Source organism: Paenibacillus sp. F4 (assembly GCF_002894905.1).
Lineage (GTDB): Bacteria > Bacillota > Bacilli > Paenibacillales > Paenibacillaceae > Paenibacillus > Paenibacillus polymyxa_B.
The window spans coordinates 136973-160757 of record NZ_POVS01000012.1; the positions used below are offsets into that span (position 1 = coordinate 136973).

At 37.9% G+C, this 23785-nt stretch carries 24 protein-coding genes and 1 pseudogene; 20 read left to right on the top strand and 5 right to left on the bottom strand.

Annotated elements, in window-relative coordinates; translation table 11 throughout:
- Window positions 1–144 precede the first annotated feature (144 nt).
- Window positions 145–1020, bottom strand: a complete 876-nt coding sequence (locus C1T21_RS12880) for a LysR family transcriptional regulator (RefSeq protein ID WP_103048550.1) — start codon at window positions 1018–1020, stop codon at window positions 145–147.
- 133 nt (window positions 1021–1153) lie between these two features.
- Here C1T21_RS12880 and C1T21_RS12885 point away from each other — a divergent pair, with 133 nt between their 5' ends.
- The 6 genes from C1T21_RS12885 to C1T21_RS12905 all read left to right on the top strand — a co-directional run bounded on the left by C1T21_RS12885 (window position 1154) and on the right by C1T21_RS12905 (window position 5524).
- Window positions 1154–1999 (top strand): alpha/beta fold hydrolase, encoded by an 846-nt coding sequence (locus tag C1T21_RS12885; RefSeq protein ID WP_103048551.1) that lies wholly within the window; start codon window positions 1154–1156, stop codon window positions 1997–1999.
- A 390-nt stretch (window positions 2000–2389) separates the two neighbouring features.
- Complete coding sequence (locus C1T21_RS27985) at window positions 2390–2707, top strand: YbfB/YjiJ family MFS transporter (protein ID WP_258012449.1); 318 nt, start codon at window positions 2390–2392, stop codon at window positions 2705–2707.
- Complete coding sequence (locus C1T21_RS27990; RefSeq protein WP_258012450.1) at window positions 2704–3102, top strand: YbfB/YjiJ family MFS transporter; 399 nt, start codon at window positions 2704–2706, stop codon at window positions 3100–3102. The genes C1T21_RS27985 and C1T21_RS27990 overlap by 4 nt, the downstream gene beginning before the upstream one ends.
- A 75-nt stretch (window positions 3103–3177) precedes the next feature.
- Window positions 3178–3966, top strand: a complete 789-nt coding sequence (murI, locus tag C1T21_RS12895; RefSeq protein WP_103048552.1) for a glutamate racemase — start codon at window positions 3178–3180, stop codon at window positions 3964–3966.
- A gap of 38 nt (window positions 3967–4004) precedes the next feature.
- Complete coding sequence (locus C1T21_RS12900; RefSeq protein ID WP_103048553.1) at window positions 4005–5096, top strand: NAD(P)H-dependent flavin oxidoreductase; 1092 nt, start codon at window positions 4005–4007, stop codon at window positions 5094–5096.
- Window positions 5097–5131: 35 nt separating this feature from the next.
- A complete protein-coding gene (locus C1T21_RS12905) occupies window positions 5132–5524 on the top strand; it encodes a tautomerase family protein (protein WP_013371236.1) in 393 nt (130 codons plus the stop codon).
- A gap of 596 nt (window positions 5525–6120) precedes the next feature.
- On the opposite strand, the gene C1T21_RS12910 is transcribed toward C1T21_RS12905, so the two are convergent.
- Window positions 6121–6672, bottom strand: a complete 552-nt coding sequence (locus C1T21_RS12910; RefSeq protein ID WP_103048554.1) for a GNAT family acetyltransferase — start codon at window positions 6670–6672, stop codon at window positions 6121–6123.
- Between the two features lie 238 nt (window positions 6673–6910).
- Window positions 6911–7372, bottom strand: coding sequence for a hypothetical protein (locus C1T21_RS27335; protein ID WP_180984586.1), 462 nt, complete (start codon window positions 7370–7372; stop codon window positions 6911–6913).
- Window position 7373: 1 nt separating this feature from the next.
- On the opposite strand from C1T21_RS27335, the pseudogene C1T21_RS12920 reads away from it, so the two are divergent.
- From C1T21_RS12920 to C1T21_RS12965, 10 genes and pseudogenes are all read left to right on the top strand, one after another.
- Window positions 7374–7652: pseudogene (locus C1T21_RS12920) on the top strand (tyrosine-type recombinase/integrase); the annotation flags it as partial.
- A gap of 1783 nt (window positions 7653–9435) precedes the next feature.
- Complete coding sequence (locus C1T21_RS12925) at window positions 9436–9738, top strand: PTS sugar transporter subunit IIB (protein ID WP_034095039.1); 303 nt, start codon at window positions 9436–9438, stop codon at window positions 9736–9738.
- Between the two features lie 14 nt (window positions 9739–9752).
- Entirely contained in the window at window positions 9753–11006 is a 1254-nt protein-coding gene (locus C1T21_RS12930) for a PTS transporter subunit IIC (RefSeq protein ID WP_103048555.1), read from the top strand.
- A gap of 22 nt (window positions 11007–11028) precedes the next feature.
- A complete protein-coding gene (gene rpe, locus C1T21_RS12935) occupies window positions 11029–11694 on the top strand; it encodes a ribulose-phosphate 3-epimerase (RefSeq protein WP_103048556.1) in 666 nt (221 codons plus the stop codon).
- Window positions 11691–12743, top strand: a complete 1053-nt coding sequence (locus C1T21_RS12940) for a galactitol-1-phosphate 5-dehydrogenase (RefSeq protein ID WP_103048557.1) — start codon at window positions 11691–11693, stop codon at window positions 12741–12743. Before rpe ends, C1T21_RS12940 begins: the two co-directional genes overlap by 4 nt.
- A gap of 9 nt (window positions 12744–12752) precedes the next feature.
- On the top strand, window positions 12753–13316 hold the full coding sequence (gene hxlB, locus C1T21_RS12945) for a 6-phospho-3-hexuloisomerase (protein ID WP_103048558.1): 564 nt from the start codon (window positions 12753–12755) through the stop codon (window positions 13314–13316).
- Between the two features lie 162 nt (window positions 13317–13478).
- The gene (locus C1T21_RS12950) at window positions 13479–15536 is read left to right on the top strand and encodes a BglG family transcription antiterminator (RefSeq protein ID WP_103048559.1); all 2058 of its coding nucleotides are present in this window, start codon (window positions 13479–13481) and stop codon (window positions 15534–15536) included.
- Window positions 15537–15584: 48 nt separating this feature from the next.
- The gene (locus C1T21_RS12955) at window positions 15585–16058 is read left to right on the top strand and encodes a PTS sugar transporter subunit IIA (protein WP_103048560.1); all 474 of its coding nucleotides are present in this window, start codon (window positions 15585–15587) and stop codon (window positions 16056–16058) included.
- 56 nt (window positions 16059–16114) lie between these two features.
- Complete coding sequence (locus C1T21_RS12960; protein WP_103048561.1) at window positions 16115–16318, top strand: hypothetical protein; 204 nt, start codon at window positions 16115–16117, stop codon at window positions 16316–16318.
- Between the two features lie 149 nt (window positions 16319–16467).
- Entirely contained in the window at window positions 16468–17064 is a 597-nt protein-coding gene (locus C1T21_RS12965) for a class I SAM-dependent methyltransferase (RefSeq protein WP_103048562.1), read from the top strand.
- Between the two features lie 277 nt (window positions 17065–17341).
- Here the strand turns inward: C1T21_RS12965 and C1T21_RS27995 are convergent, their stop codons facing one another.
- Complete coding sequence (locus C1T21_RS27995; protein ID WP_258012453.1) at window positions 17342–17521, bottom strand: hypothetical protein; 180 nt, start codon at window positions 17519–17521, stop codon at window positions 17342–17344.
- Window positions 17481–17696: a PfkB family carbohydrate kinase gene (locus C1T21_RS28000; protein ID WP_246772706.1), complete on the bottom strand. Its 216-nt coding sequence runs from the start codon at window positions 17694–17696 to the stop codon at window positions 17481–17483. Before C1T21_RS28000 ends, C1T21_RS27995 begins: the two co-directional genes overlap by 41 nt.
- A gap of 523 nt (window positions 17697–18219) precedes the next feature.
- On the opposite strand from C1T21_RS28000, the gene C1T21_RS12975 reads away from it, so the two are divergent.
- The 4 genes from C1T21_RS12975 to C1T21_RS12995 all read left to right on the top strand — a co-directional run bounded on the left by C1T21_RS12975 (window position 18220) and on the right by C1T21_RS12995 (window position 23535).
- The gene (locus C1T21_RS12975) at window positions 18220–19194 is read left to right on the top strand and encodes a cation diffusion facilitator family transporter (RefSeq protein ID WP_103048563.1); all 975 of its coding nucleotides are present in this window, start codon (window positions 18220–18222) and stop codon (window positions 19192–19194) included.
- 2207 nt (window positions 19195–21401) lie between these two features.
- Complete coding sequence (gene trxA, locus C1T21_RS12985) at window positions 21402–21719, top strand: thioredoxin (RefSeq protein WP_023988721.1); 318 nt, start codon at window positions 21402–21404, stop codon at window positions 21717–21719.
- Between the two features lie 245 nt (window positions 21720–21964).
- Window positions 21965–22630: an ArsR/SmtB family transcription factor gene (locus C1T21_RS12990; RefSeq protein ID WP_103048564.1), complete on the top strand. Its 666-nt coding sequence runs from the start codon at window positions 21965–21967 to the stop codon at window positions 22628–22630.
- Window positions 22631–23205: 575 nt separating this feature from the next.
- On the top strand, window positions 23206–23535 hold the full coding sequence (locus C1T21_RS12995; protein WP_103048565.1) for a thioredoxin family protein: 330 nt from the start codon (window positions 23206–23208) through the stop codon (window positions 23533–23535).
- The last annotated feature ends 250 nt before the right edge of the window (window positions 23536–23785 follow it).

A 23785-nucleotide genomic window follows, 5' to 3' on the forward strand; every position in this document is an offset into this window, starting at 1 on the left:
CGCCCAACAGGTTGCTGAAATAATACATGTCTAACTTTAAGGGGTCACTCTACTGCTGGCTGCTTTTACTTTAGGTTGTTATTTTGAGGGGATGTTGACGCTGCTCCAAAATGCAGGATATTGTCGATAACTTTCGATGGCAGGTTAAGTAAGATTAAACCTCTGTCTTGAAATCCGGATAAATTCGGATATAGCTGCAGTTTCATAAGTATCTTTACGACGTATGAATAGAGTCGGAACTTTATAGAATTCTTCCGAGATTTCTTGAGATTGCAAATTATATTGAACCATGGCTCTCTCAATTACTGAGCGAGGTAAAAGGGAGACACCAAGACCGGCGTGGATACATCCGAGGATCCCCTCCAATGTTCCGAATTCCATGATCTTTGCGGGTATAATTCCTTTCAGATGTAACCAGTTCTCGAGTTTTTGACGATAAGAACAACCAGTACGGAAAACCAGTAAAGTCAGATTTCGTAATTGTTCGGGTTGACTGATTGAGGGAAACTGTTCTCCTGATATGAGTGCAAGTTCCTCAACCCCTACCTCAGTAATATCGAGCTCAGCATGATCAACTGGCGCAGCTACGAAAGCTCCGTCCAACTCATATTTCAAAACTAAATGGATAAGTTCTTCCGTCGTTCCAGTTTTTAATGCCAAATCCACCTCTGGATAAGATTTATGGTAATCGGTGAGAATAGATGGTAGCCGAATCGCAGCTGTGGTTTCAGGCGATCCGATCCGAAGCGGGCCTCTTGGGGTTGAGTTATCTGCCACGACTCGTTCCGCCTCTTGAGTAAGAAAGACAATTTTCTCAGCATAGGACTTGAGTGTCTCTCCGGATGTTGTGAGCCGAACCCCTTGCCGCCCACGACGAAATAACGCTGTTTTCAGTTTCTTTTCAAGCTGCTGGATACGGATGCTTATACTCGACTGAACATATTCCATTTTTTCGGCTGCTTTGGTAATGCTTCCTTCGTTCGCAACCGCCAGAAAAATCTGCAAGTCTCGGATGTCCACCGTCATTCCTCCATTTAATTATTGATTATTTTAATATTACCAATCGTATAAGTTCATTTTACACGATATTTGTGAGGAGTTACAATTAGTTTAGTAAGCGGCAGGTCTTATGAAGAAAACAGGAGGTTGTAGTATGACGACTTATCATTCATTAGAGATAGAAGGATTAAACGTATTTTATCGTGAGGCTGGTAATCCGAATAATCCAGTCATTTTATTGCTTCATGGCTTTCCATCCGCAAGTCATATGTTTAGAGAGCTAATACCTATTTTAGAAAAAGACTACTATTTAATTGCTCCTGATTATCCGGGGTTCGGGAATACCTCATCCCCTGACAGAGAAGAGTTCCAGTATACATTTGACCATATTACCGAAATTATCGAAACTTTCATCGATAAACTAGGGCTTGCTAAATATGCGTTATATGTCTTTGACTACGGAGCCCCTATTGGCTTTCGTATTGCCAAGCACCATCCAGAACGTGTAACAGCAATAATAAGCCAAAATGGCAACATTTATCGTGAAGGACTAGGAGAAAAATGGGCGGCACGAGAAGATTATTGGCGTTATCCTACACAAGAAAAAAGGGAAAGTTATAGGACAGCATTTGCGCCTAACACAATCAAGGGCCAATATGTTGATGGAACAAAGGAAAGCCAAGTTTCCCCAGATGGTTATACTCTTGATATTGCATATATGTCCCGGCCGGGAAATGATGAGAAACAATTGGATTTAATTTTTGATTACCAAAATAATGTGAAAATGTATCCGGAGTTTCAACAGTATCTCCGTGAATATCAGCCACCCTTGCTGGCAGTGTGGGGTGAAAATGATGTTTCCTTTATTCCGGCTGGTGCTGAAGCCTTTAAGAAAGATTTACCTAAAGCAGAGATTCATTTATTAGATACTGGGCACTTTGCATTGGAAACACATGCATATGAAATTGGAGAACTAATGTTGAATTTTTTGGGGAAATAATAGAATTTGACGAATCAAAAGTTGGTAAATACCGGATGGTGTCTGCCGTCATTTCTTTGTTTTAGGAATTGATTTTTTTAATGTTAACCAGGATTTATGTTCATATTAATTGATGTATTGAGAGGTAATTTGAATTTTAGAAGGGTGACAGGTCAGTCTCATGGAGAATTCAGGAGCTAACAATGCGAAATTGTTTAATTCCACAAAGACCATGATCGGTGGTTTAGTTATGCTCATTATTGCAATGGGAATCGGACGTTTTTCATATACTCCATACTTCCATTGATGTAATCACAAGCTCATCTATCCGCTACGGAATCCGGATATTTGGCAGGGTTACTTACGCCTGATCTTAGCATTTTCACTTGGAGGGGAACTTGGATCGGGCTTTTGATCATTAGTATCATCCTCATCATACCTGTTTGGTCATTTATCCACGATAAAGAGCCAAAACCTATAACTCAAAATGCTGCATCCCTGAGTTCATCAGCGGAAAATCCATCTATCTTCGGCTGGCTACTTGTTGCTTATGGACTTGCGGGGTTAGGTTATATAGTAAGCGCGACGTTTCTTATGGCGATGGTTAAGCAAATGCCTCATATGTCAATTTTTGCTGACTTTAGCTGGATTATCGTTGGGATAGCGGCGGTACCATCAACAGTGATCTGGTCCTGGTGGGCGAGTAAGTCGGTTACATCAAACCATTGATTATTGCGCTTATCCTGCAAGCTGCTGGGGTCATACTACCTGTATGGCTTCCCAATATATTCGGCGTGACGTTAGGATCTGTCCTTTTTGGTGGCACGTTTATGGGTATTTCCATGCTCGCTCTCGCCGCAGCACGTATGTCTAGACCATTCAGTGGTAATAGAGCAATTGCTTTGATGACAGGATTTTATGGTATAGGTCAAATACTCGGTCCAATCGGAGCCGGAATCGTGTTGGAAATGGCGCATAGCTACAACCTATCATTACTTCTTGCCGCTTTGGTACTTGTTACTGCTGCTATTATATTGCTATCCGTTATAGTCATTTCAAGTCAAAAAGGAGTGGTAGGAAATGAAAACCATGCTCGCATTCATCCTGATCAAGAGCTTAGTTAGATCCTGGGCAGTTTGCATTGGAATCAGATACAAATGGAATTGGTGAATTGATTCCTTTAATTGGAGGAATGAAAAATGCAAATAGGTTTTTTTGATTCTGGTATTGGAGGCATTACTGTATTGCATGATACATTAAAAGTTTTACCTAATGAAGATTATATGTATTACGCAGATACATTAAATGTTCCATATGGGAACAAAACAAAAGATGACATTAAAAAGTATGTTTTAGATGCTATAGAATTTATTAGCCAGCAAAAAGTAAAAGCGATAGTAATTGCTTGTAATACTGCCACAAGCGCAGCAATCGAAGAAATAAGGGCAAAATCCAGTATTCCAATCATTGGTATGGAGCCTGCTGTAAAACCAGCTGTTAAAACAAAAAAAAATATAGATAAACGAATTTTGGTAACTGCTACTGCTTTGACTCTAAGGGAAGAAAGACTTCAAAATCTTATTACTAAATTAGATAACGAACATGTTGTTGATTTATTACCTCTTCCGAAATTAGTTCAGTTTGCAGAAAGTTTTGAGTTTAACGAGCAAATAGTGCTGCCTTATCTTCAAGAACAATTATCTATATATGATTTAAGTAAGTATGAAACCATTGTTTTAGGATGTACTCACTTTTCTTACTATAAAAATATATTTAGAACACTATATTCATCGGATGTTAATATCATTGATGGAAATAATGGAACTGCAAAAAATTTAAAAAAAGTATTGGAAGAAATGAATTCTTTAAATGAAGGCAACGGCAATATTTCATTCTATTGTTCAGGGGTCAAAGTCGAGGATAAGGCTAAATTAAAAGATTTTAATAACCTGTTCAAAAGGTTGGATGCTATTAACGAATATAATTAAAAAATCTGAGATTTTACAATAAAAGGAGGTTTTTAAAGGTGTTTGAGACTGATTTGACGCGTGCTCTTAAAATTCGATACCCGATTTTTCAAGCGCCGATGGCTGGTGGCGTTTCGACACCCGAATTAGTAGCGGCAGTTTCAAATGCCGGTGGGCTAGGTAACCTGGGGGGCGGATACTTAACGCCGGAGCAACTCCGTAGCGAGATCCAAAAGATCAAGCAACGAACGGACCAGCCTTTCGGAGTAAACTTGTTTGTGCCTGAGCAATCAGAAGAGTCGGAAGAAGCCATTTACCGGATGACAGATTATCTGAATAAATACCGCATCAAACTTGGCACTGCTCAAAATCCAGCGATTATGAAGTTTTCAGAATCATTTGAGGAGCAGGTACAGGTACTGTTGGAGGAGCGTGTCCCCGTATTTAGTTTCACTTTTGGCATACCATCTCAAGACGTGATCCAAACCATGAAACAGCATGGGATATTCGTTATTGGAACTGCAACAACTGTGGATGAAGCCAAGCAATTGGAAGCAGCTGGTGCAGATGCAATTGTGGCTCAGGGGAGCGAAGCAGGCGGGCATAGGGGGACCTTCATGAAAGACCCTTCCCATGCTTTGATAGGCACCATGGCTATTGTTCCGCAGATCGTTGACCATGTGTCGATCCCGGTCATCGCAGCAGGGGGAATCATGGATGGGCGGGGACTTGCAGCAAGCCTTGCATTAGGAGCCGCTGCAGTACAGATGGGCACTGCGTTTCTAGCCTGCCCCGAGAGCGGCGCCCACGAAACGTACAAACAGAAAATCCTCTCGACAAATGAGGACTCCACTGAAATTACGCGTGCATACTCCGGAAAAGCTTCAAGAGGCATTCAAACAAAATTTATGATTGACATGCATCGGTATCCAGGAACAATCCTAACTTACCCCATTCAAAACGCGATGACCCAGGACATTCGTCAGGCGGCTGCAAAAGCGAACAACCCCGAGTATATGTCACTTTGGGCGGGCCAGGGTCTTCGGTTAGCAGGCGACCAATCTGCCGCTTCTATTGTAAAACAAACTATTGATCAAGCCATTGTACTTGTCCGGAAATTTTCTTTTATTAGAATGGTTGATGATAAATAGGGAAAAATAATTTTTATTAAAGGGAGGAAGTTAAAATGCCATTACTTCGTTTTGATCTTATTAAAGGACGAGATAAAGCAAGCCTGAAAAAACTTTTGGATGTTGCCCACCAAGTTGTTGTGGAAGCTTTTGATGTTCCTGAGCGAGATCGTTATCAAATCGTTCACGAACACCCGGCGGACCATATGATTATTGAGGATACTGGGCTAGGATTTAACCGTACCGACAGTCTAGTTATTCTCTCGATAATAAGCAAAGCCCGTCCAAAAGAGAAGAAACAAAAGCTCTATTCCTTACTGGCTGAAAGGTTAGAAGCTGAATGCGGCATCGCACCAACCGATTTAATGGTATCTATTGTTGAAAATAATGATGATGATTGGAGTTTTGGACTGGGGGAGGCACAATTTTTGACCGGTAAGTTAAGCTGATTCAACGCTAGCCGTTTCGATCTCAATCGGTAATATAACCAATATTAATCGCCCTTAAATTGGCCTGGTAGGCTAGTTGAAGGGCGATTTCCATGAGTCTTGGTATTGAGATGATAAAATAGGCTTATGGATGTTCAAAAATTACAATTACATACAAAGGGTAGCATCTAAATTTGAGTTTCGATTCTTACTGATGCCGGATATCATCAGAATCTCTTCAGAACCTTCTACGGCTAGATGGAGAACGCGAAACAGACGTTCATTCTGAGTAAGATAAGCATAGTTACCTATTGAGCCTAAAAATAAGGTATCTTGTTGCGGCTTACAATACAGCATCTCTTCCTCATTGACCGAGTATAGGCAAAAGTATCTTGAATTTTGGGGACAAAAGGCTATAATCATAATTTTCCGATAGTAGAGATCTGAATTATCTGGTCTCTAACCATCGGAGGTGTTTTTTTGCATATGGCAAATCCCTTTGTGCTCAATTTTCATTTATAACTGCAAATTGGAAATCTATCGTGTTATTCAGTAGAGCTAACGGTGCACCGCCAATGGTTTAACGGGCAGGGCAAGCAAACAATATGTTTATCCAATCATTCTGATGTGTAACAACCCAATTCATAGTAAGTATTATTGTTGAAATCAAAGCTTTTAATCACGTCAAGACCAAGCTTTTTGGTATGGGCAGCGTATGATCTGTGATTGATGTGGTTTATAAAAGTTATCAATATCGGATATTTTTTACTCATTTGCATTCTGGAAAAATCAAAAACCTTTCGGAGTACTTCCGTACCCCTGTAATCCATATCAATGCAAATTGGCCCATACTGATAAGTGTTTTCTGTAGAAAGCGTAATTCCCTTATATTCTGTATCTTTCAAATCGTCAATCATATATTGAAAAAGAGGCCACTTAGCCCAATACTTCCACGAGGCAGCCATTGCATAAGCAACAATCTTCTTGCCATGACATGCAATTGTAATTCCATTTTCCTTTTCAATTAATTCCTTAAACTGTTCTTCTGTAAATAAGGTTGTAACGAAGCCATCGGGTTTGTCTTTTTCACTAATGGTTGTAATGTGATATTTTTTTTGTAATTTCACTATAGCAGATATATCATCAACAGTAGCATTTCTATAAATCATTGTTATCCTCCTACATGAAATGAGCTAAAAAACTTATACCTCAGCATACATCATATTTGAAACCATTTTAAATGACAATTATTGAATTGTTTATGGGTACAGCGCCTACACATTTGGTTTGCAGTTATTTCATTCATTCCAGTCGATTGCTATCCGCTTCCCGGAACCTTGAAATCAAGGCAGACGTAATTTTTACTAAAGTTATATGAGTGTTTTGGACATTATAAAATATATTTTATCACCCCCGGATTTCTTCCCGTAACGGATCGATATCTTCTGTAATTGCAATATTCGTAATGTCCGCTTGTGTCAATTGAAACAGGAAAGGGAGGCATTTTTTCAGAACCGCTTTTTGTATCATATTCAGTGCAGGCAGGTAGAGATTAAAGAAAATTTCAAAATTTTTTAGATGCAACGCCATATCCGACATCCCATGACCTTCATCCTTGTAAAGCGGGTGTTCTTCGCCATCTTCATCGCGTAGAGGGGGGCGAATCTCCATGGGGTTCATTCTGCCATTGAAGTCGCCCCCCGCATTGATCCAGTCCCCATTCAGGTTCATACACAGTTCCCGATATTCGGTTTCAGGATCGACAAAGATAATCTTAATCAGGATTTCTATACAGATAAGTCGCTGAAATCGCGGCTTTTTTTGTTTTAACGATGCAAGTTCTTGTCCCGAGCTAATGACCTGCGCCATTTTGTTTATTGCAGCACCTGTAGGACGCAAAGGTAAGAATAGACGTTTAACACAACGTTCTATCGAAAAACTTGTTGAGAAATATGCAACAGCATTCGGAAAGCCAGCTTTGACGGTTCATTCTTTGAGGCATTCATTTGCAACGCGTTATCACATAGAGAATAATGATGTTCCAAAATTAAAGAATCAATTAGGACATTCTTCAATACAAACTACAATGATTTATACGCACTTAACAGATGATCAAATGAAGGACGCTGTAAATAATATGGATAAATGATTGAGAAAAAACAGAATTGTGACACAAAGTTTAACCTGTAAAGATAAATAGACACAAACATCAGCTCTTTAAGAGACAACGATGATATACACACATTTAACTGATGACGATCTGAAGACAGCGGTCAATAAAATGGATTTAAATTTTTTCATGCAATAACTTTAAGTTCAATTGTTAACTCAACAACATTTAATGAAGATAAAGTTATTGCATTGGGATAGGAGAAATGATTTATGCTATAACTATAAATTCACTAATGCAATAAAGTTAACTTCAACGGACATCAACGGACAACAAGCTGCTGTCGGATGATAAAAACATTATCTCATTAATTGCTGCGGAAATCGCGGCTTTTTTATTTTATGAGATAAAGTTCTTGTCAAAACCAAATGACAAGAACTTTATCACATCACCGATTTTGACAAGAATATTATCCCATTCCCAACAAAACAATTCGGGTTATTGTACCATTTCACGATAGGAGCTACCCTTGAGTCACGGGCTTGATCGTTCACAGCCGAAAGTGGAAGATCTATAATCTTAGGATCATCATCGGAAGTATTGAGAAGCACATAGACGAATTGAAGACTTTATACATTTTTACAATAAGATACGTGCCTGTTATCTTCTGTCGCAATTTCAAATCGGGAGACAAGAACATGGTCCCATTGAAAGTCACTATTATAGCGGCTTTTTTGTTTTATCGGTACAGGTTCTTGTCCCGATTGCCGTAATGAACACAAACATGATCCAATTAACAATTAGACATTTATCTATACAGTTGTAAAATAGCAAATGTCGTTATGCTTACCTCAGAAATTTCAGAGTAAGACTTTAAATTTCATCAGTGGGGAGACGATTGCCCCTGATCCGCCCCAAATGCTCTTCTACTGCCATCTGCAGGAGCGCTAGAAGCTTTACTACAAAACCGCAGTGAAAGAAACAGACCACTTCAGATTGAAGTAAAAGTAATTTAAGTAATTTAGTTTAAGAAAAAGGAATGCTTAAAGTCGATCTGAAAAATGCCTGTTAGTGGTCGTGGAGCACTTAGTGATTTTAATGCACCTTCATATCTATTCTCTATATTAACTGACCCTCGCATCAAAAACATCGAATAAGATTGATCAAGGAGTGGATTTTGAATAATGATGTCTTTAACCCACAGTAACAACCATCATAAGATTCCAAGTGGTTTTTCGAGCACATTTTAACAACCTGCGAAAATGATCGTCAATCGAATTGATGTAATTTGACATAGGCTTAACAATTAATAAAATTCTTGGTTTCGAGGGGGGATTGGAGAAATGTAGCTGTAGTTCAGCAAACCTGGAGCTGTCATATATACGAGTGAGACAAAATGGAATCAACCCGGGCAATACCAAATCTGCGCTGCTAAGTGTCATTTCCTCCGTTGTGGCAGATGTGGGTTCCTCTCCATAGGACGTCATGTACCAGGATTCATCCTCTCTCACGTCTACATGTTGCAGCTCAGCCTCATCTACCGTTGTACCCATACCGGAGTTGATACGATTGAATTCATTGGAATAGATGGATTTTAACCTGAAAAATATCGAGGGAAAATCATTTTTTCATCACTATATTGTACAACCGGTTGTCTATAAAGTGGGATGTAAACGAATACAACAATTGAATTCATCATGTTATTATGAATCCACAGCAAGAAAGAAGTTAATCCTGCTGAGTAAAAGGAAATATAAAACAATTTGCAAGGAGGATTTTTTCAACCCTAGCTTCGAAAACTAACATACCAGGAGGAATTAACATGTCAAATTCAAAAATTAAAATCGCCGTAGCTTGTGGAAGTGGAGTAGCAACTTCTACTATCGCAGCAGATGGAGTGAAAGAGGTATTAAAAGAAGCAGGAATTGAACATTACGATATCATTAAAACGAGTATGACGGAATTACCGAATATTATTGACAACGTCGATATTGTTCTGACAACTAATAATTTTAAAACCGATGAAAAGCCATATATGAACATCATGGGATTTGTAACAGGGCTTAATGAAGAAAAATTGAAAAATCAATTGGCTGAAAAACTGCTGGATTTAAAAAATAGTTAAGGTGGTAGATCATAATGGATACTGTGCATAATATTATTAAATCTATTACTGATATGGGAGCAACAGCTATTTTACCAATAATAATCACTGTATTAGGTCTAGTTTTTCGAATGAAAGTTGGAAACGCTATCAAATCCGGTCTTTTAGTTGGGGTAGGCTTCTTAGGTTTAACATTAGTTGTTGGCTTGCTCAATTCCTCCCTAAAACCGGCAGTTGATTATTATGCAAAAATCGGTTCTGGATTTACAATTGCAGATATTGGATGGCCAGCTGTAGGGGCGGCATCTTGGGTGCCTCCTTTTGCAGCATTAGCAATCCCTCTTGGTTTAATTATTAATCTAGTATTAGTTCGACTTAGATGGACAAAAACGTTAAATGTGGATATATGGAATTACATGCATTTTCTAATCCCAGGAGCTTTGGCTTACTTTCTTTTTGACAGTTTCTGGTTAGGGTTGGTAGTAACATTGGTGATGTCTGTTATTGCTCTATTTGTTGGTGATTTAATTGCTTCAAAATGGCAAGAATACTTTGGTTTAGAAGGTACAACCTGCACAACTATTATTTATTCAGCTTGGGGTTATCCGATTGCCTGGCTGGTAAATAGAATCATTGATTTCATTCCTGGTTTAAATAAATTAGAGTTTTCTCTGAGTAAAATTAATAAAAAAATAGGCGTTCTCGGGGACCCAGTTATTATTGGATTTATTGTTGGGTTAGTTTTAGGGGCAATTACTAAAAGACCTGTTACAGAGATAGTGACTATGGCCACAGGGATAGCTGGAGTTATGGTATTAATGCCTAAAGTTGTTGGAGTGATGATGGACGGGCTATCCCCAATTGGGAAATCGGCAAAAGACTTTATGATTAAACGCATGGGGAATAACTCCAATCTAAATGTGGGGATGGATATTGCGCTAGGCTTAGGCGATCCGACTACTATTACAACTACAGTCGTTTCTATTCCAATTGTTATGTTATTGGCACTCATTTTACCTGGAGTTCAGTTTTTTCCAATAGGATTGTTAATGTCTGTTACCTATATTTCTGTAATGTGTACGTTAACAAGTAAAGGAAATCTATTCCGTTCTATTGTGTCGACAGTAGTATTTTGTATTATCACATTTTATTTGGCAGGATTTGTTGCACCAGGTGCAACACAGATGCTTAACAGCGCAGGTGTCGAGTTAAAAGGTTTAGGGACAGATGTTACTTTTTCTGAGATATGGAACTTATTAATTTATTGGGCAAGCACTTTAGTTAAATAAAGACTAGAGAAGAGGAAAAATAATGAATCTGATTTTACCTTCAATATTTGCAGCTGATTTAATGAACTTAAAAAGTGAATGCGATGTTTTATATGAAGAAGGATTTCAAGTACTTCATGTAGATATGATGGACGGAAACTTCGTCCCTCATATCGCATTTGGACCAGAACAAATTAAAAATATAAAAAAACAAGTGAATATGAAATTAGATGTTCACATGATGGTATCAGCCCCAGAGCAGCATATAGCGAGTGTGTTGGACACTGGAGCAGAAATGATATCAGTTCACTATGAATCAACTCCTCATATTCGTTTTGTCATTGATCAGATTAAGCAACATGGAAGGAAAGCAGGGATCGTCATTAATCCTGGGACGGACACCTTTTTATTGAAACCTTTTCTAAACATCATTGACTATATTCTAGTTATGTCGATCAATCCAGGAAGACCTAATCAAGTTTTTATGGAAGAAACGATTGATAGAATAAGAGAACTGAAAGTAATGATAGGTCAACGAGATATTCAGATCGAAGTTGATGGTGGAGTCGATGAGAGTATAGCTAGTCAATGTATCGAAGCTGGAGCATCTTTGGTTGTCATCGGATCATATTTATTTTCGAATAACAAAGCACATGTGAAGAATTTGAAAAGTCTAGAACATAGAGAGAGAAAGGATGAGAGAAAATGAAATCATTAAAACTGTATGGTGCCAGAGACATACGTTTTGGAGGAGCGGAAAAACCTCAAATACTGGATGGAAAAGATGTCATTGTAAAAATCAAAGCATGTGGCATTTGTGGATCTGATATCTCTCGATATAAAAAATTGGGTGCAGTCACGCCTGGTCAGGTATGGGGACATGAATTTGCAGGTGTTGTAGAACAAGTTGGCGATCAAGTAACAGATCTAAAAGTTGGAGACCATGTTGCTGGATGTCCAGCACTAATTGAAGAAGATGATTATTATTATCGAGCAGGTCAACCAGCTAGAGCGAATTCATTGCATGCAATAGGTGCTAAGGAACCTGGTGGATTCGCCGAATACATTAAACTCCCAGAGAAGAATTTAGTTAAAGTACCTGATGATTTGGATTTCGAATCAGCTTCAATGGTAGAACCTTCTACTGTAGTTTTACATGGGTATTATCGAACCAATCTATCGGTGGGCGACGATGTGGTCATTGTTGGAGCAGGGGGAACCATTGGGTTGTTTGCTGTTCAATGGGCAAAAATATTTGGCGCGAAAAAAGTAATTGCGGTTGATATTGATGATGAAAAACTTCAAATTGCGAAGGAATTAGGCGCCGATTATACGATAAATTCTCTGAATGAAGATGTTCTGACAAAGGTCGCTGAATATACGGATGGCATGAATGCAGATATTGTAGTTGAAGCAGCTGGAACGCCACATACAGCAGCAACTGTGTTTGGTTACTGCAAAAAAGGCGGCGGAGTTGTGTTCCTAGGTATCCCTTATGCAGACGTTGCGGTGGAAAGATTTTATTTTGAAAAAATCCTAAGAAGTGAGTTAACCGTGTGGGGATCATGGAGTTGTGTATCCGCACCATTCCCAGGTAAGGAATGGGCAACGACTGTTCACTTTATGCACAATAACAGATTAAATACTAAAAAAATGATTACACATCGTATACCGCTTGAAGAAGGTTCAGAAATGTTTGAACGATTAATGGAAAGAAAAGAACTTATCGGCAAGGTAATCATGTATCCAGAAAGCTGAAGGTGACTTATGGACAAATTAATTAAACAAATGGAAGTCATTATGAAAGAATTAGAAAGAAGTATTTCCTTAATGAATGTTGGTGAAAGTGAACAAATTCTGCAGGCCTTGTATAATACAAAGCGGATTTTCCTTGCTGGTTCAGGGAGATCAGGTTTAGCGATCCGTGCTTTCGCTAATCGACTGTTGCACTTAGGTAAAACGGTTTATATTGTTGGTGATATTACTACTCCAAGCATTCAAGCAGAGGATATTTTATTTATTGGTTCTGGTTCAGGAGAAACCGCTGGTCTAATAGTAAATGCAAAAAAAGCAAAGCAATCAGGAGCAAAGGTAATTCTTAATACAACGAATTCGCAGTCGACTTTGGGGAAACTAGCTGATTACATGCTTTTAATTAATGTTGACAATAAAGAAACGGATACTGATTTAATGGAATCTTCTATTCAACCAATGGGATCGGCATTTGAGCAATTAAGTCTTCTCTTGTATGATGCGATTGTTTTGGAATGGGTAGCTACTTTTAATGAAACCTATGATGACATGAAATTAAGACATGCTAATTTGGAATAAACGTTTGATTTGGAGGCAGAACAAAATTTCAATTCTTCACAGAGCGCCTCCAAGAGCAAAGATTAAATTGAGTAATTTGAATACGACCTAAACTTGAAGCCTCTTATAAAATCCTCTGGAGCTGTCAATATTATTATTAACAAGGAAGGAGGAGAGAGAGCCATGCAGCTTGATGATAGAAGCAGCAGCTTGCTGCAAGAATTGTTATCAAATCCAAGTGTGAAGAGTAAGAACTTGGAACATAAGTATGGTTTAAGCCGCAGACAAATCAGTTACAGCCTTGAAAAAATCAATGACTGGTTAGAGGGCCAACGCCTACCAAAAATTGAACGGAATAAACAGGGTGTTTTTATTGTTGATGCTACTCTCTTCTCTGCTGTGCCTAATGAAGTAAACAAGCCTTCGACAAAAAAGTATATTTTTTCTGAAGCAGAGCGAGTAGAACTTATTATTCTGATCCTACTGAGTCGTAGTGAAGAATTATCTTTATTTCATTTTACCAGTTCCATTTACGTAAGCAAGAATACCATACTAAATGATCTAAAAGCAGCACAAGAATTAGTCGAACCTTATGATCTTAGTATCCGTTATTCCCGGTTATCTGGTTACTCAATTGAGGGTGTTGAATTTCAAAAAAGAAAGTTATTGATTGATGTCGTTAACAAAATTCATCACATGTACAATGGGGAAAAATGGGTTCAACAGTTAGCAGAGATCACTGAAAAAGAAGTGCAACAGATTCATGAACGTCTTGAAAAGATTGAAAGCCATCTGAGCTTAAAATTTACAGATGATAAGATGAAAACTTTGCCGCATATCCTACTGATCTTGCTGCGAAGAATCAAACTTGGGAAAACAATAAATTCCTTTCATATTAGCTATGAAGAATTATCGGATACCAAGGAGTACCAAGCGGTTCAAGAACTACTATCGGATTTGGAGCATATACCGACCGAGGAAAGATTATTCATCACACTGCAAATTCTTACGACGAATATTTCCTCATCTGAGCTCCTTGGGGAAGACATTGTATTAGATTTAAATCAGGCATTGAAAAAGATGCTGGAGCGATTCGAGAAAATGTCCTGCATCCTCTTACAAGACAAAAAGCAGTTGTTGCATATGATCATGCTGCATATAAAACCTGCATATTATCGCATTAAATACAAACTTACTATTACTAATCCACTACAAGAAACAATTAATAGTGAATTCATAGAACTGCACCACCTTGTAAAAAAGTCAGCAAAACCTTTAGCTGATTACATTGGCTGTGATATTCCAGATAGTGAATGCACTTATTTAACGATGCTGATAGGCGGTTGGTTAACAAAGCAAGGAGACAGCATTCTGAGTAAAACAAAAGCAGTAGTCGTTTGCGCTAACGGAGTATCCGTTTCTAAGCTTTTACTAATTACTTTGAATGATTTATTTCCTGAGTTCATTTTTCTGGATTCCTTATCTGTGAGAGAATTCAAGATGTATGATTTGGAATATGACATTGTTTTTTCTTCCGTATATCTGCAAACGAACAAACGACTATTTATAGTCAAGCCAATATTACAAAAGGAAGAAAAGATCTCTCTACGAAAACAAGTGATGGAATTATTGCATGGATTCACTCCATCTGAATTAAGTTTGAAAAATATTCTGGAGATCGTTGAGAAATATGCAACCGTTCAGAACAGGCAACTTCTTGCAAAGGAATTACAACAATACTTTACAAGCCATCACTCGTTGTCTTTCAAATCACAACCCGAATTACAAAAGACAAATTTGCATGATCTGATAATGCCGGAGAATATTACATTGCTTCCTTCAGTATCATCTTGGGAAGAGGCTATACGATTAGGGGCGCTACCGCTGGTGCTTCAAGGGAGTATCCAACCTTCTTATGTAGAAGCTATGATCCAACATTACGATGTGGAAGATCCGTATATCATTATTAGTCCAAATGTGGCAATTCCTCATGATAGTCCCGAAAGTGGCGTAAACGAAGTAGCTATGAGCTTGCTCCGCTTAGAGCAAGGCGTTGAATTTGCAAGAAATAGGCCGATAAACATCGTTATTATCATAGCCGCTGTTGATAAACAACAGCACTTAAGGGCATTAGTTCAGTTAATGAAACTTGTTGAAAGTAAAGATGATTGTGAAGCTATCATTCAAGCCCAAAGTGCAATGGATATCCATAGTATCATCAAAAAATATGGTGCGGATTAATAAAAAGATATCTATGTTTTCTGATTTTTATAAAAGGGAGTAATTATTATGAGCGCAAAAACGATAAATGGACTCGTGTTTGATCAGGATTTAATTCAACTGCACGCACATTACGATTCGAGGGAAGAGCTTATTAAAAGCTTTGGTAAAAAGATAGAAGAGAAAAATTATGCCAAAAAAGGATATACAGAATCATTGCTTCAACGTGAAATCGAATATCCGACCGGAATTAACATGGGGACAATTGGTATAGCAATTCCACATACAAATAAAGAATTCGTTAACGAAACTGCTATTGCCGTTGCAGTTTTAGATAATAGCATAGAGTTCGAGGATATGGGGGGATCTGATGAAACTGTCAACGCAGAAATCGTGATGGTACTTGTAGTGAAAAATCCTAAGATGCACATCTCATTTTTAAAGAACTTAACAAGTTTGTTTCAAGAAGAAAAATTCGTTAAACGTTTTCAAAATGCAACTAATCCTGCCGAGATCGAGGCAATACTCTTGAAGTTGCTTTAATAGAGACACATAAAATAATGTTGTAAAATTAATTAAATTTGTTGATGGGATCGGATATGAAATTGCAACATTTAACAATGATGGAAAACTGGATTACAGCCAAATACAGATTATCATCTCAAAGTAGAAGCGCAAGGCAATACACTAAGGTTTATTTGAACAATAAATTAGTTATCGACACAAAAGATCAAACTTATAAAGAAGGAAACTTTGGTCTCAATGTTTGGGATACAACGGCTTTTTTAATGATGTTAAAGTGAAACTAAAACATAAAGATGAATGATTAAGAAAAGTTAAATAATGATATTTGTATCTCTATGGATTTAGTTTGTGTCGCCGCACAGCGACACAAACTTTTTTTAATTATATTGAACAAACCAAACATAACTAAATGATGGGGGCATTATCAATGAATAAGGATGATGAGAAATTACTGCAATATTATCTGGAACTCAAAGATCCGAATGCGGGGGAATGGAACTCCTCTCCACAGTGCCTTCACACACAGTTGGTGACAAGAGATTACGTAAAGAAGACATTCGATATTTTTGATGAAATCCAAGTATGTAATGTTGGTATCGGAACTGGAGATTGGGACGATTACCTTGGATATTGGCTTAAGGGAAGAGGTGGTTTAACCAGCATTGATATTGACGAAAGTATTTGCGAGATATTTGAGTATAGACAACAGAGGGAGCGGCATCCCAATCCATCAAAGGTTTTATGCAGGAGCATATTCGATTCCGATTTGCCTCAAGAAGCCTTTGATATTGTAACCCTAATTGGGTCCGCCATTAATGAAACAGGGGACTTCAAAAAATGCTTAGATTTGTGTTTTATTTTAATCAAGCATGGGGGATATTTGATGTTTATGGCAAGTTTAAAATATACACCCGTTGAAATGTTAGAGGAATACATAAGTAATACTAAATATCATATTGTGCAAAAAAATGTATACGAAGTGTTCCCTGAATATCCGTTTTTCATCAGCAAAATCAGAAAATAATCAGGCTAAGTGTAAATTGACTTACTGCAACCACTCTAATTGTATAGGCTTGGTTGCACAATCTTTGGTACTTCGCGAATAATTTTTCTTTCATTTGCGATATAAAAGTTTTCATTTGTAAAGTGATTATATATATATTCTTACCTTCATTCAGTCATTTTCATCGACCTATCAATTATAAGGACGCGATGCTCTCGCTTCATTTTATTAATCGAGAGCAACAGGATGCGCATCATAAATAATAAGTTTAAATTTTCACCAAGCTTTCCGTCATTCATTAGAAGGTGCCCTGATCAGTAGCATCTTTCCAATGAATGACGGACCTCATCGCTCCAACTTTAGTGCACACGATGGCGCCGACTTTATTGGCAAGTGTCACAAATTCCTGCTGCTGCTTCGCATTGGAGGTAAATGCCTTAGGCTGACTCAGCTGGCTGATTTGCTCCGACGAAGGCATCTCCGGCACCAGTAGAGTCGATCGATTTGACAGCAATACTGCCGATTAACGAATGGGAGGCACCACTTGAGATGAGAGTTCCTTCTTTCCCCAAGGTAACTGCCACCGTCTTGGCTCCCAACCCATGCAAAAGATCCAATGAAGCTTCGCGGTTGCTCACTGGAATCGAACGCAAGTATCGGACAATCCTGCAATAGGTTAACCGAGTGGGAACAAGTTATCAATTCATCCAAGGATGGATTACCAAAGTTAGAGACGTGAGCCGTGGATAATGTGCTGAATCAAATCAGCTTTGAATGATTGGGTATGCATCTAATGGAATGCCACTAGAAAAGTTGTATCGTTGAAAGTTCTTTACCTCGGTTGGTGACGGTAAAGAACTTGCCAACGAGATCTGAAGGGGTTACCTATAAGAGCGATACCTTGCCCCGCTCCGATGCAGTTCGGCATATTTCTGCGTGTTTGTCCCATATAATTTCCACCTTAGGCTTAGATTTTGTTCAATCAAGAATGAGGGTTGACACCTATATCGGGAACAAATATAATAAGGCTAATCAAAACATATGAACAGTTGATCATATGTTTATATCAATTCAATTCGTTTCTTTCAAACTGTATAGAGAGGGAATGAAAAGTCGATCGAAACAGTGGAAAGGTATTATGACAAACCATTCAATTAGTATAAGGAGAGGATAACGGTGTCCGTAAACAATCATGGTCATGACCATGGACATAACCATAAGCATGTACATACCAACAATAAAAAAGTACTCCTGATTTCATTCATCATTATTACGGTGTATATGATTATCGAAGCGGTTGGAGGTGTGATTACCAACAGTTTGGCTCTGCTTTCCGATGCGGGTCATATGTTGTCCGATTCCATCGCTTTAGGGGTGGCTTTGCTTGCATTCACATTTGGCTCCAAAGCTGTAAACACAGGGAAAACATACGGCTACAGGAGATTTGAAATTTTAGCTGCAGCCCTTAACGGTGTTACGTTGATCGGCATTTCACTTTACATTTTTTACGAGGCGATTGAGCGGTTTATGAATCCTCCGGAAGTAGCCACCCTTGGCATGTTGATTATCAGTACCATCGGATTGCTTATAAATCTGTTGGTTGCGTGGATTATGATGCGTGGAAGTGACACCAAGGAAAACCTGAATATGCGCAGTGCCTATTTGCACGTACTCAGTGATATGCTGGGGTCAGTTGGCGCCATTGCCGCAGCTCTTATGATGATGTTTTTTGGCTTGGGCTGGGCAGATCCGCTTGCTAGTGTCGTTGTCGCGGGACTTGTTTTACGTAGCGGTTACTTTGTCACAAAATCGTCCTTGCATGTTTTGATGGAAGGGACGCCCGAAAATGTTGATATGAACGAAATTGTCAATTCGATCCGAAGGGTAGATGGTGTTAAGGGAGTCCATGATGTACACATTTGGTCCATTACAAGTAGCATGAACGCTCTTACTGCTCATGTTGTCGTTAACGGAGAAAAATCGATCTATGAAACCGAAGTGATTCTAAAAAAAATCAAACACATGCTGGAACACAAAGAAATCTGGCACGTGACCTTACAAGTTATGTCCGAACGGCATGCTCACGATAGCTCGATTTTATGTACCGTCAAAGCCGATGTGACGGATGCGCATGCTCATCATCACCATTGATGGACAAGGAATCGTCAACATCAACCGCTGTAGACGAAATGAATTTATTCCCCCACAAGCGGCCTCTCCACTCCATAGTGTGATGAGGCTGTTCTGCTACTTATGGAAACAAAGTCAATCAAATCAAGATGACTTGTATAATGAGTTTTTAATAAAGGTGTCTGGCCTACATTCAAGTTCGGAATTAATTCTTATTAAAATAGTATCTCAGTGTAATAGAAAAAGTACTTTTATCTAACTGGAATGTTATAAAAACTAAGTCTCAAAGGATGTTATAACCCATACTACTGCGAGTATTACGGCAGGCCAGTAAACAAGCCGGAGCTGCTGTTTCGCTTGCTGTTTTTGCAGATCCTATACAATCTCTTGGATAACCGAATGATTTAGGAAGCCAAAGTGAATCTGGCTTACAAGTGGTTCATCGGATTAATCCGAAGGATCCGCTGACAGATCGAGTTTGACCTTAGAGATACGTTCAAGAAATGGATCAAGCGCAGGCCGATCATTGAACACAAAAACGTGGAGGTGAAGAGATTCGGTATGGATACAGCCCCAGGTACTAGGGTCTCTTTCGTATGTGATTACAATCCTACCTCACCAAGTTCGTTGTAAACGCGAAACGGAGGTGAAGCTAATAGAGTAAAAGCAGCCCATCTTCGGGTAGAGGATGGGCTACTTTTTTCGTCTCATTGTATCCATTTTTCCTGTCTGAGCTTTCATAACTATATAAGCGAGGGTTTGCAGGAATCTCCTAATTCGGGCTGTTTTTACGTTATTGATGGTAGGTGAAATGGTGAACCGTTTTTGGGGGAGTGTTGCCCTCATTCAAATCTCTTTCTGCTATTTGGAAGCTACATCCATCGATACTCAGGAAAAGTTTGTCTTTAGCTTTCGGGGATATTTAGATAATTAACAAGCCTGTTTTTTATTGTATTTGTTAAGCTGGGATGAAAAAGTGTCCATCAGTTTTTCATATACGGGTATAATGATGACGAAAATGAAAAGGGAGGAGATTAAGATTAATTATAAAGATATATAATTTACATATTCAGCTTCTTGATATATATGAGAGGAACCAACAGGATCGCCATCCTTATCAAAAGGATATTAATTTTTATAAACGACAGCTTAACTTTTTTTGTGAAAATATTGTACAAAAGATTTTTGTTTTAAACCAACTAATAAAAATTTATGAGAAGAATAGAGAGCCTAAAATTAAGTGGTGCTCAGAGACTTATTATTCAAAACAACATGAGGATATTGAAAAAGTAACAGATTGAAAGATGATAAGACCAGTGGGTGGTTTCATTTCAGCGTAATTGAAATAAGATTTTATATGAATAAATAGACATGCCAAAGAGAAATATTCAAGAAAAGCAAAATCACAGATGAGTTCCCAGTTTGGGATTTGATTCTGTGATTTTTCTTATTTCACGAGCGGAAAAATGTTTGAATTGGAGGCTATTACAAAGAAAATATAACGAAAATTACCGCTAGAAGCAGGCTAAATTGCTGCTCAAGAGCCTGTTTCTACAAGTAGTCACCATAGTTTAGACCTGCAGGAGAAGTTAACCTCGTATGCAAAAGATTAAATCAGATCTACAACAATACAGAAACAACCTCTCGCAAGTATTGCTAAGTAAAAAGGGACGAAGCGGGCTATCGTAAAGCTTAGCAATAAATCCAATTACTAACTCGGGTATCGTTTCTTTGTCCTCTGAGAAATGAATACGAACCCATTTCTCAGAATGCAGGCGAAAATTAGGGAGTTTGATCACTTCATCTGGATCCTAAAATTCCAGTCTGGGTATACCAGATGAACCAAAGCCAGTAGCTCCGTTTTCCTTGGCTGTGGAATAGGGCGGTTATTATCTTTTTTTTCCATATGGGCTTTATTTAATCTTGGCAGCAATATGGTGTGGATTACTTGAGTTTGAAGACACGCCCTAGTTAATTAAAATCTTAAATAAGTTGAATCTTTAGCCGTTGATCTAAATCAAAAGGTCTTCGGATTTTTGGTTTGGTTTAAGAACAAAATAGACTTAGTAGTTTAAACGGGAAAGTAATACAGGTGCTGTAAATTGAACTTAAGTTCTATTCTGAGATATAAAGATTAGATATAAAAACGTTGACTAAATTCAATTTCAAAAGTATAATTCAATTAATCGATTGAATAATTGATAAATTAATTGAGGAGGATTCTATTTATGGGAGCAGTATCTTTAACAAAACAGAATTTTGAATCGAACATTAAAACCGGAGTGACACTAGTCGATTTTTGGGCACCGTGGTGTCCACCTTGTCAAGTGCAACTTCCAATCGTGAACGAGCTAGCTGATGATTTAGCCGGACAAGCAACAATAGCCAAAGTCAACGTTGATGAGGAAATCGAATTGGCTTCACAATTTGGAGTTAGAAGTATTCCAACGCTACTCTTATTTAAAGATGGTAAACTGGCTGAAACAATGGTGGGGATCGAGCAAAAGCAAGCTCTTAGAGAAAAAATTCTAGGATTGCTTAATTAACAGAGTATTCAACAAATCCATTTTTGTAATAATCATTGAAATACATGTGAAGAGAGCGACGGATTTGGATTTTTCTGAACCGTCGTTTTTTTCAATTTATTAAGTGAATTTTTGAGTTAGAATCAAAATGAACGGAAAGTAAATGTTGGATTGCTATTTTATACTTGGACATACTAGTGAGTAATTCGAATGCAGGAAGGCATAACCCGAAAATCCAAGGTATTGCAACAAAGAGGAGGTTCCAAATGGAAAGTAGATGTCCTGAATCGGATATTAAAGAACGTTTATATCAGCAATTTGCTCGAATTGGGAAATGTTTATCCAGTGACAAAAGACTTGAGATTATGGATCTCTTATCAAACGGACCAAAATCTGTTGAAAGTTTGGCTACACAAACTGGTATGAGTGTTGCGAATGTATCCCGTCACTTACAAATTTTGCTGGAAGCGAAATTGGTTAGATTTCAAAAGAAAGGTACTTTCGTCATATATAATATTAGTGATTCATCTGTAACTCATTTTTTGTCCTCTTTATGGAATTTGTGTGAGGACAGACTCTCTGACATAAAACAGATTAAAGATGAGTTGAAAAGGCAATATGTAGGTGTTCAAAGTATCACAAAAAATGACCTCTTGGCAAAAATGAAGCAGGATAACATGGTTCTCATAGATCTTCGACCAGTTGAGGAGTATAACACATCTCATATCCCAGGTGCTATATCTGTACCTTTAGAGCAGTTGGAAGAATACCTAAAAACATTAAATAAAGCTGATGTAGAACTTGCTGCATACTGTCGTGGCCCTTATTGTTCTCTTGCATCTCAAGCTGTTGATTATATTCAAAAACAGGGCTTCACAGCGTATCGAATAGAAGAAGGAGCCCGAGAGTGGAATGCTTACGATGGAGAATGAGGAACGAAATTTTAATAATAGATGCAATTGGAAAATATAATACTTTTAACATTTAAAGTTCGATTTAGAGAGTTGAGCATACTGAAAATTAATCATTAAATTCAACTGTTCAATTGATTTTATGGAATCCCTGAAAAATAGTTTTTTTTGTTAAATTTACTGGCTAATTCAACATTTCTGCTTCTTTCGCGGTGTAAGATGTTATCTTTAAAATCAAACCCAATCCAGGTGCCTGATCATATTAAATGGCTTGACATAAGAGATAATTCCGATTTTGAAAAGGAGCAAGTTCCAGAATCCATCAATATCTCTAGGGCGATTGTCTTTTGTTTGGAGAAAAGATAAGTCTCCCACAGATAGATAGTGTAATTATATTGACCGATCAATATTTTAAAGGAAAAAAAGCGGTACGTATTTTACGAAAATAGGGATTTCATGATTTGTATTTATTAGTAGGTCCAGTTCCTCAATTAAATGAATGGAGTTAGAAAAGTAAATTAGAACAATATTGCATTGAATATTATTGGATCTGTAGCTATTCAGTTCCGAATAACATACAGTAAGGCGGGAGATTAATGATAAATGTCCAAGAAATAACTTCAGTGAATGAAATAGATTCGTTTATTCAAGATAACCGATTAAGTATGCTATATGTATCTCAAGAGGATTGTAATGTATGTCATGCAATTTATCCCAAACTAAAAGAATTACTCAACAACTATCCAGAAATAAAACTTGCGCATATAGATGCTAGTCAGGTAGAGGCGGTTGCAGGCAAATTATTGATTTTTACAGTTCCCACGATCATCTTATTTTTTGATCAAAAGGAATATCTTCGTGAAGGACGGTTTGTTCAGTTTGAACAATTAGAAGCACGATTAGAACAGTTGTACAATGCGGTATAAATTATAAGGCAATATCAACATGAAAATAAAACTATTTAATACGATGGAGAAAGAATGGAGAATCCCGTGATTATTATTGGTGTTGGTTTAAGTGACCTGCGAGCTGTCAATTTACTTACGGAACAAAGAATCTGATGCCCATCAGCAAAAAAAGTAAGGACTATTTTTTATAAAGATTGTTCTGCGGATGCCGATACGGCTATATCCAAAGAGCGTATTTCACTTCAAAATTTTTCACATTAAGCACCTA

Coding starts and splice junctions, on each gene's coding strand:
- murI (WP_103048552.1), top strand. CDS start 3,178: ATGCAAATAGGTTTTTTTGATTCTGGTATTGGAGGCATTACTGTATTG.
- C1T21_RS12930 (WP_103048555.1), top strand. CDS start 9,753: ATGGATACTGTGCATAATATTATTAAATCTATTACTGATATGGGAGCA.
- trxA (WP_023988721.1), top strand. CDS start 21,402: ATGGGAGCAGTATCTTTAACAAAACAGAATTTTGAATCGAACATTAAA.
- C1T21_RS12905 (WP_013371236.1), top strand. CDS start 5,132: ATGCCATTACTTCGTTTTGATCTTATTAAAGGACGAGATAAAGCAAGC.
- C1T21_RS12925 (WP_034095039.1), top strand. CDS start 9,436: ATGTCAAATTCAAAAATTAAAATCGCCGTAGCTTGTGGAAGTGGAGTA.
- C1T21_RS12995 (WP_103048565.1), top strand. CDS start 23,206: ATGATAAATGTCCAAGAAATAACTTCAGTGAATGAAATAGATTCGTTT.
- C1T21_RS12955 (WP_103048560.1), top strand. CDS start 15,585: ATGAGCGCAAAAACGATAAATGGACTCGTGTTTGATCAGGATTTAATT.
- C1T21_RS12940 (WP_103048557.1), top strand. CDS start 11,691: ATGAAATCATTAAAACTGTATGGTGCCAGAGACATACGTTTTGGAGGA.
- C1T21_RS27335 (WP_180984586.1), bottom strand. CDS start 7,372: ATGGCGCAGGTCATTAGCTCGGGACAAGAACTTGCATCGTTAAAACAA.
- hxlB (WP_103048558.1), top strand. CDS start 12,753: ATGGACAAATTAATTAAACAAATGGAAGTCATTATGAAAGAATTAGAA.
- rpe (WP_103048556.1), top strand. CDS start 11,029: ATGAATCTGATTTTACCTTCAATATTTGCAGCTGATTTAATGAACTTA.
- C1T21_RS12885 (WP_103048551.1), top strand. CDS start 1,154: ATGACGACTTATCATTCATTAGAGATAGAAGGATTAAACGTATTTTAT.
- C1T21_RS12990 (WP_103048564.1), top strand. CDS start 21,965: ATGGAAAGTAGATGTCCTGAATCGGATATTAAAGAACGTTTATATCAG.
- C1T21_RS12960 (WP_103048561.1), top strand. CDS start 16,115: ATGAAATTGCAACATTTAACAATGATGGAAAACTGGATTACAGCCAAA.
- C1T21_RS27995 (WP_258012453.1), bottom strand. CDS start 17,521: ATGCCTTCGTCGGAGCAAATCAGCCAGCTGAGTCAGCCTAAGGCATTT.
- C1T21_RS12950 (WP_103048559.1), top strand. CDS start 13,479: ATGCAGCTTGATGATAGAAGCAGCAGCTTGCTGCAAGAATTGTTATCA.
- C1T21_RS12910 (WP_103048554.1), bottom strand. CDS start 6,672: ATGATTTATAGAAATGCTACTGTTGATGATATATCTGCTATAGTGAAA.
- C1T21_RS12965 (WP_103048562.1), top strand. CDS start 16,468: ATGAATAAGGATGATGAGAAATTACTGCAATATTATCTGGAACTCAAA.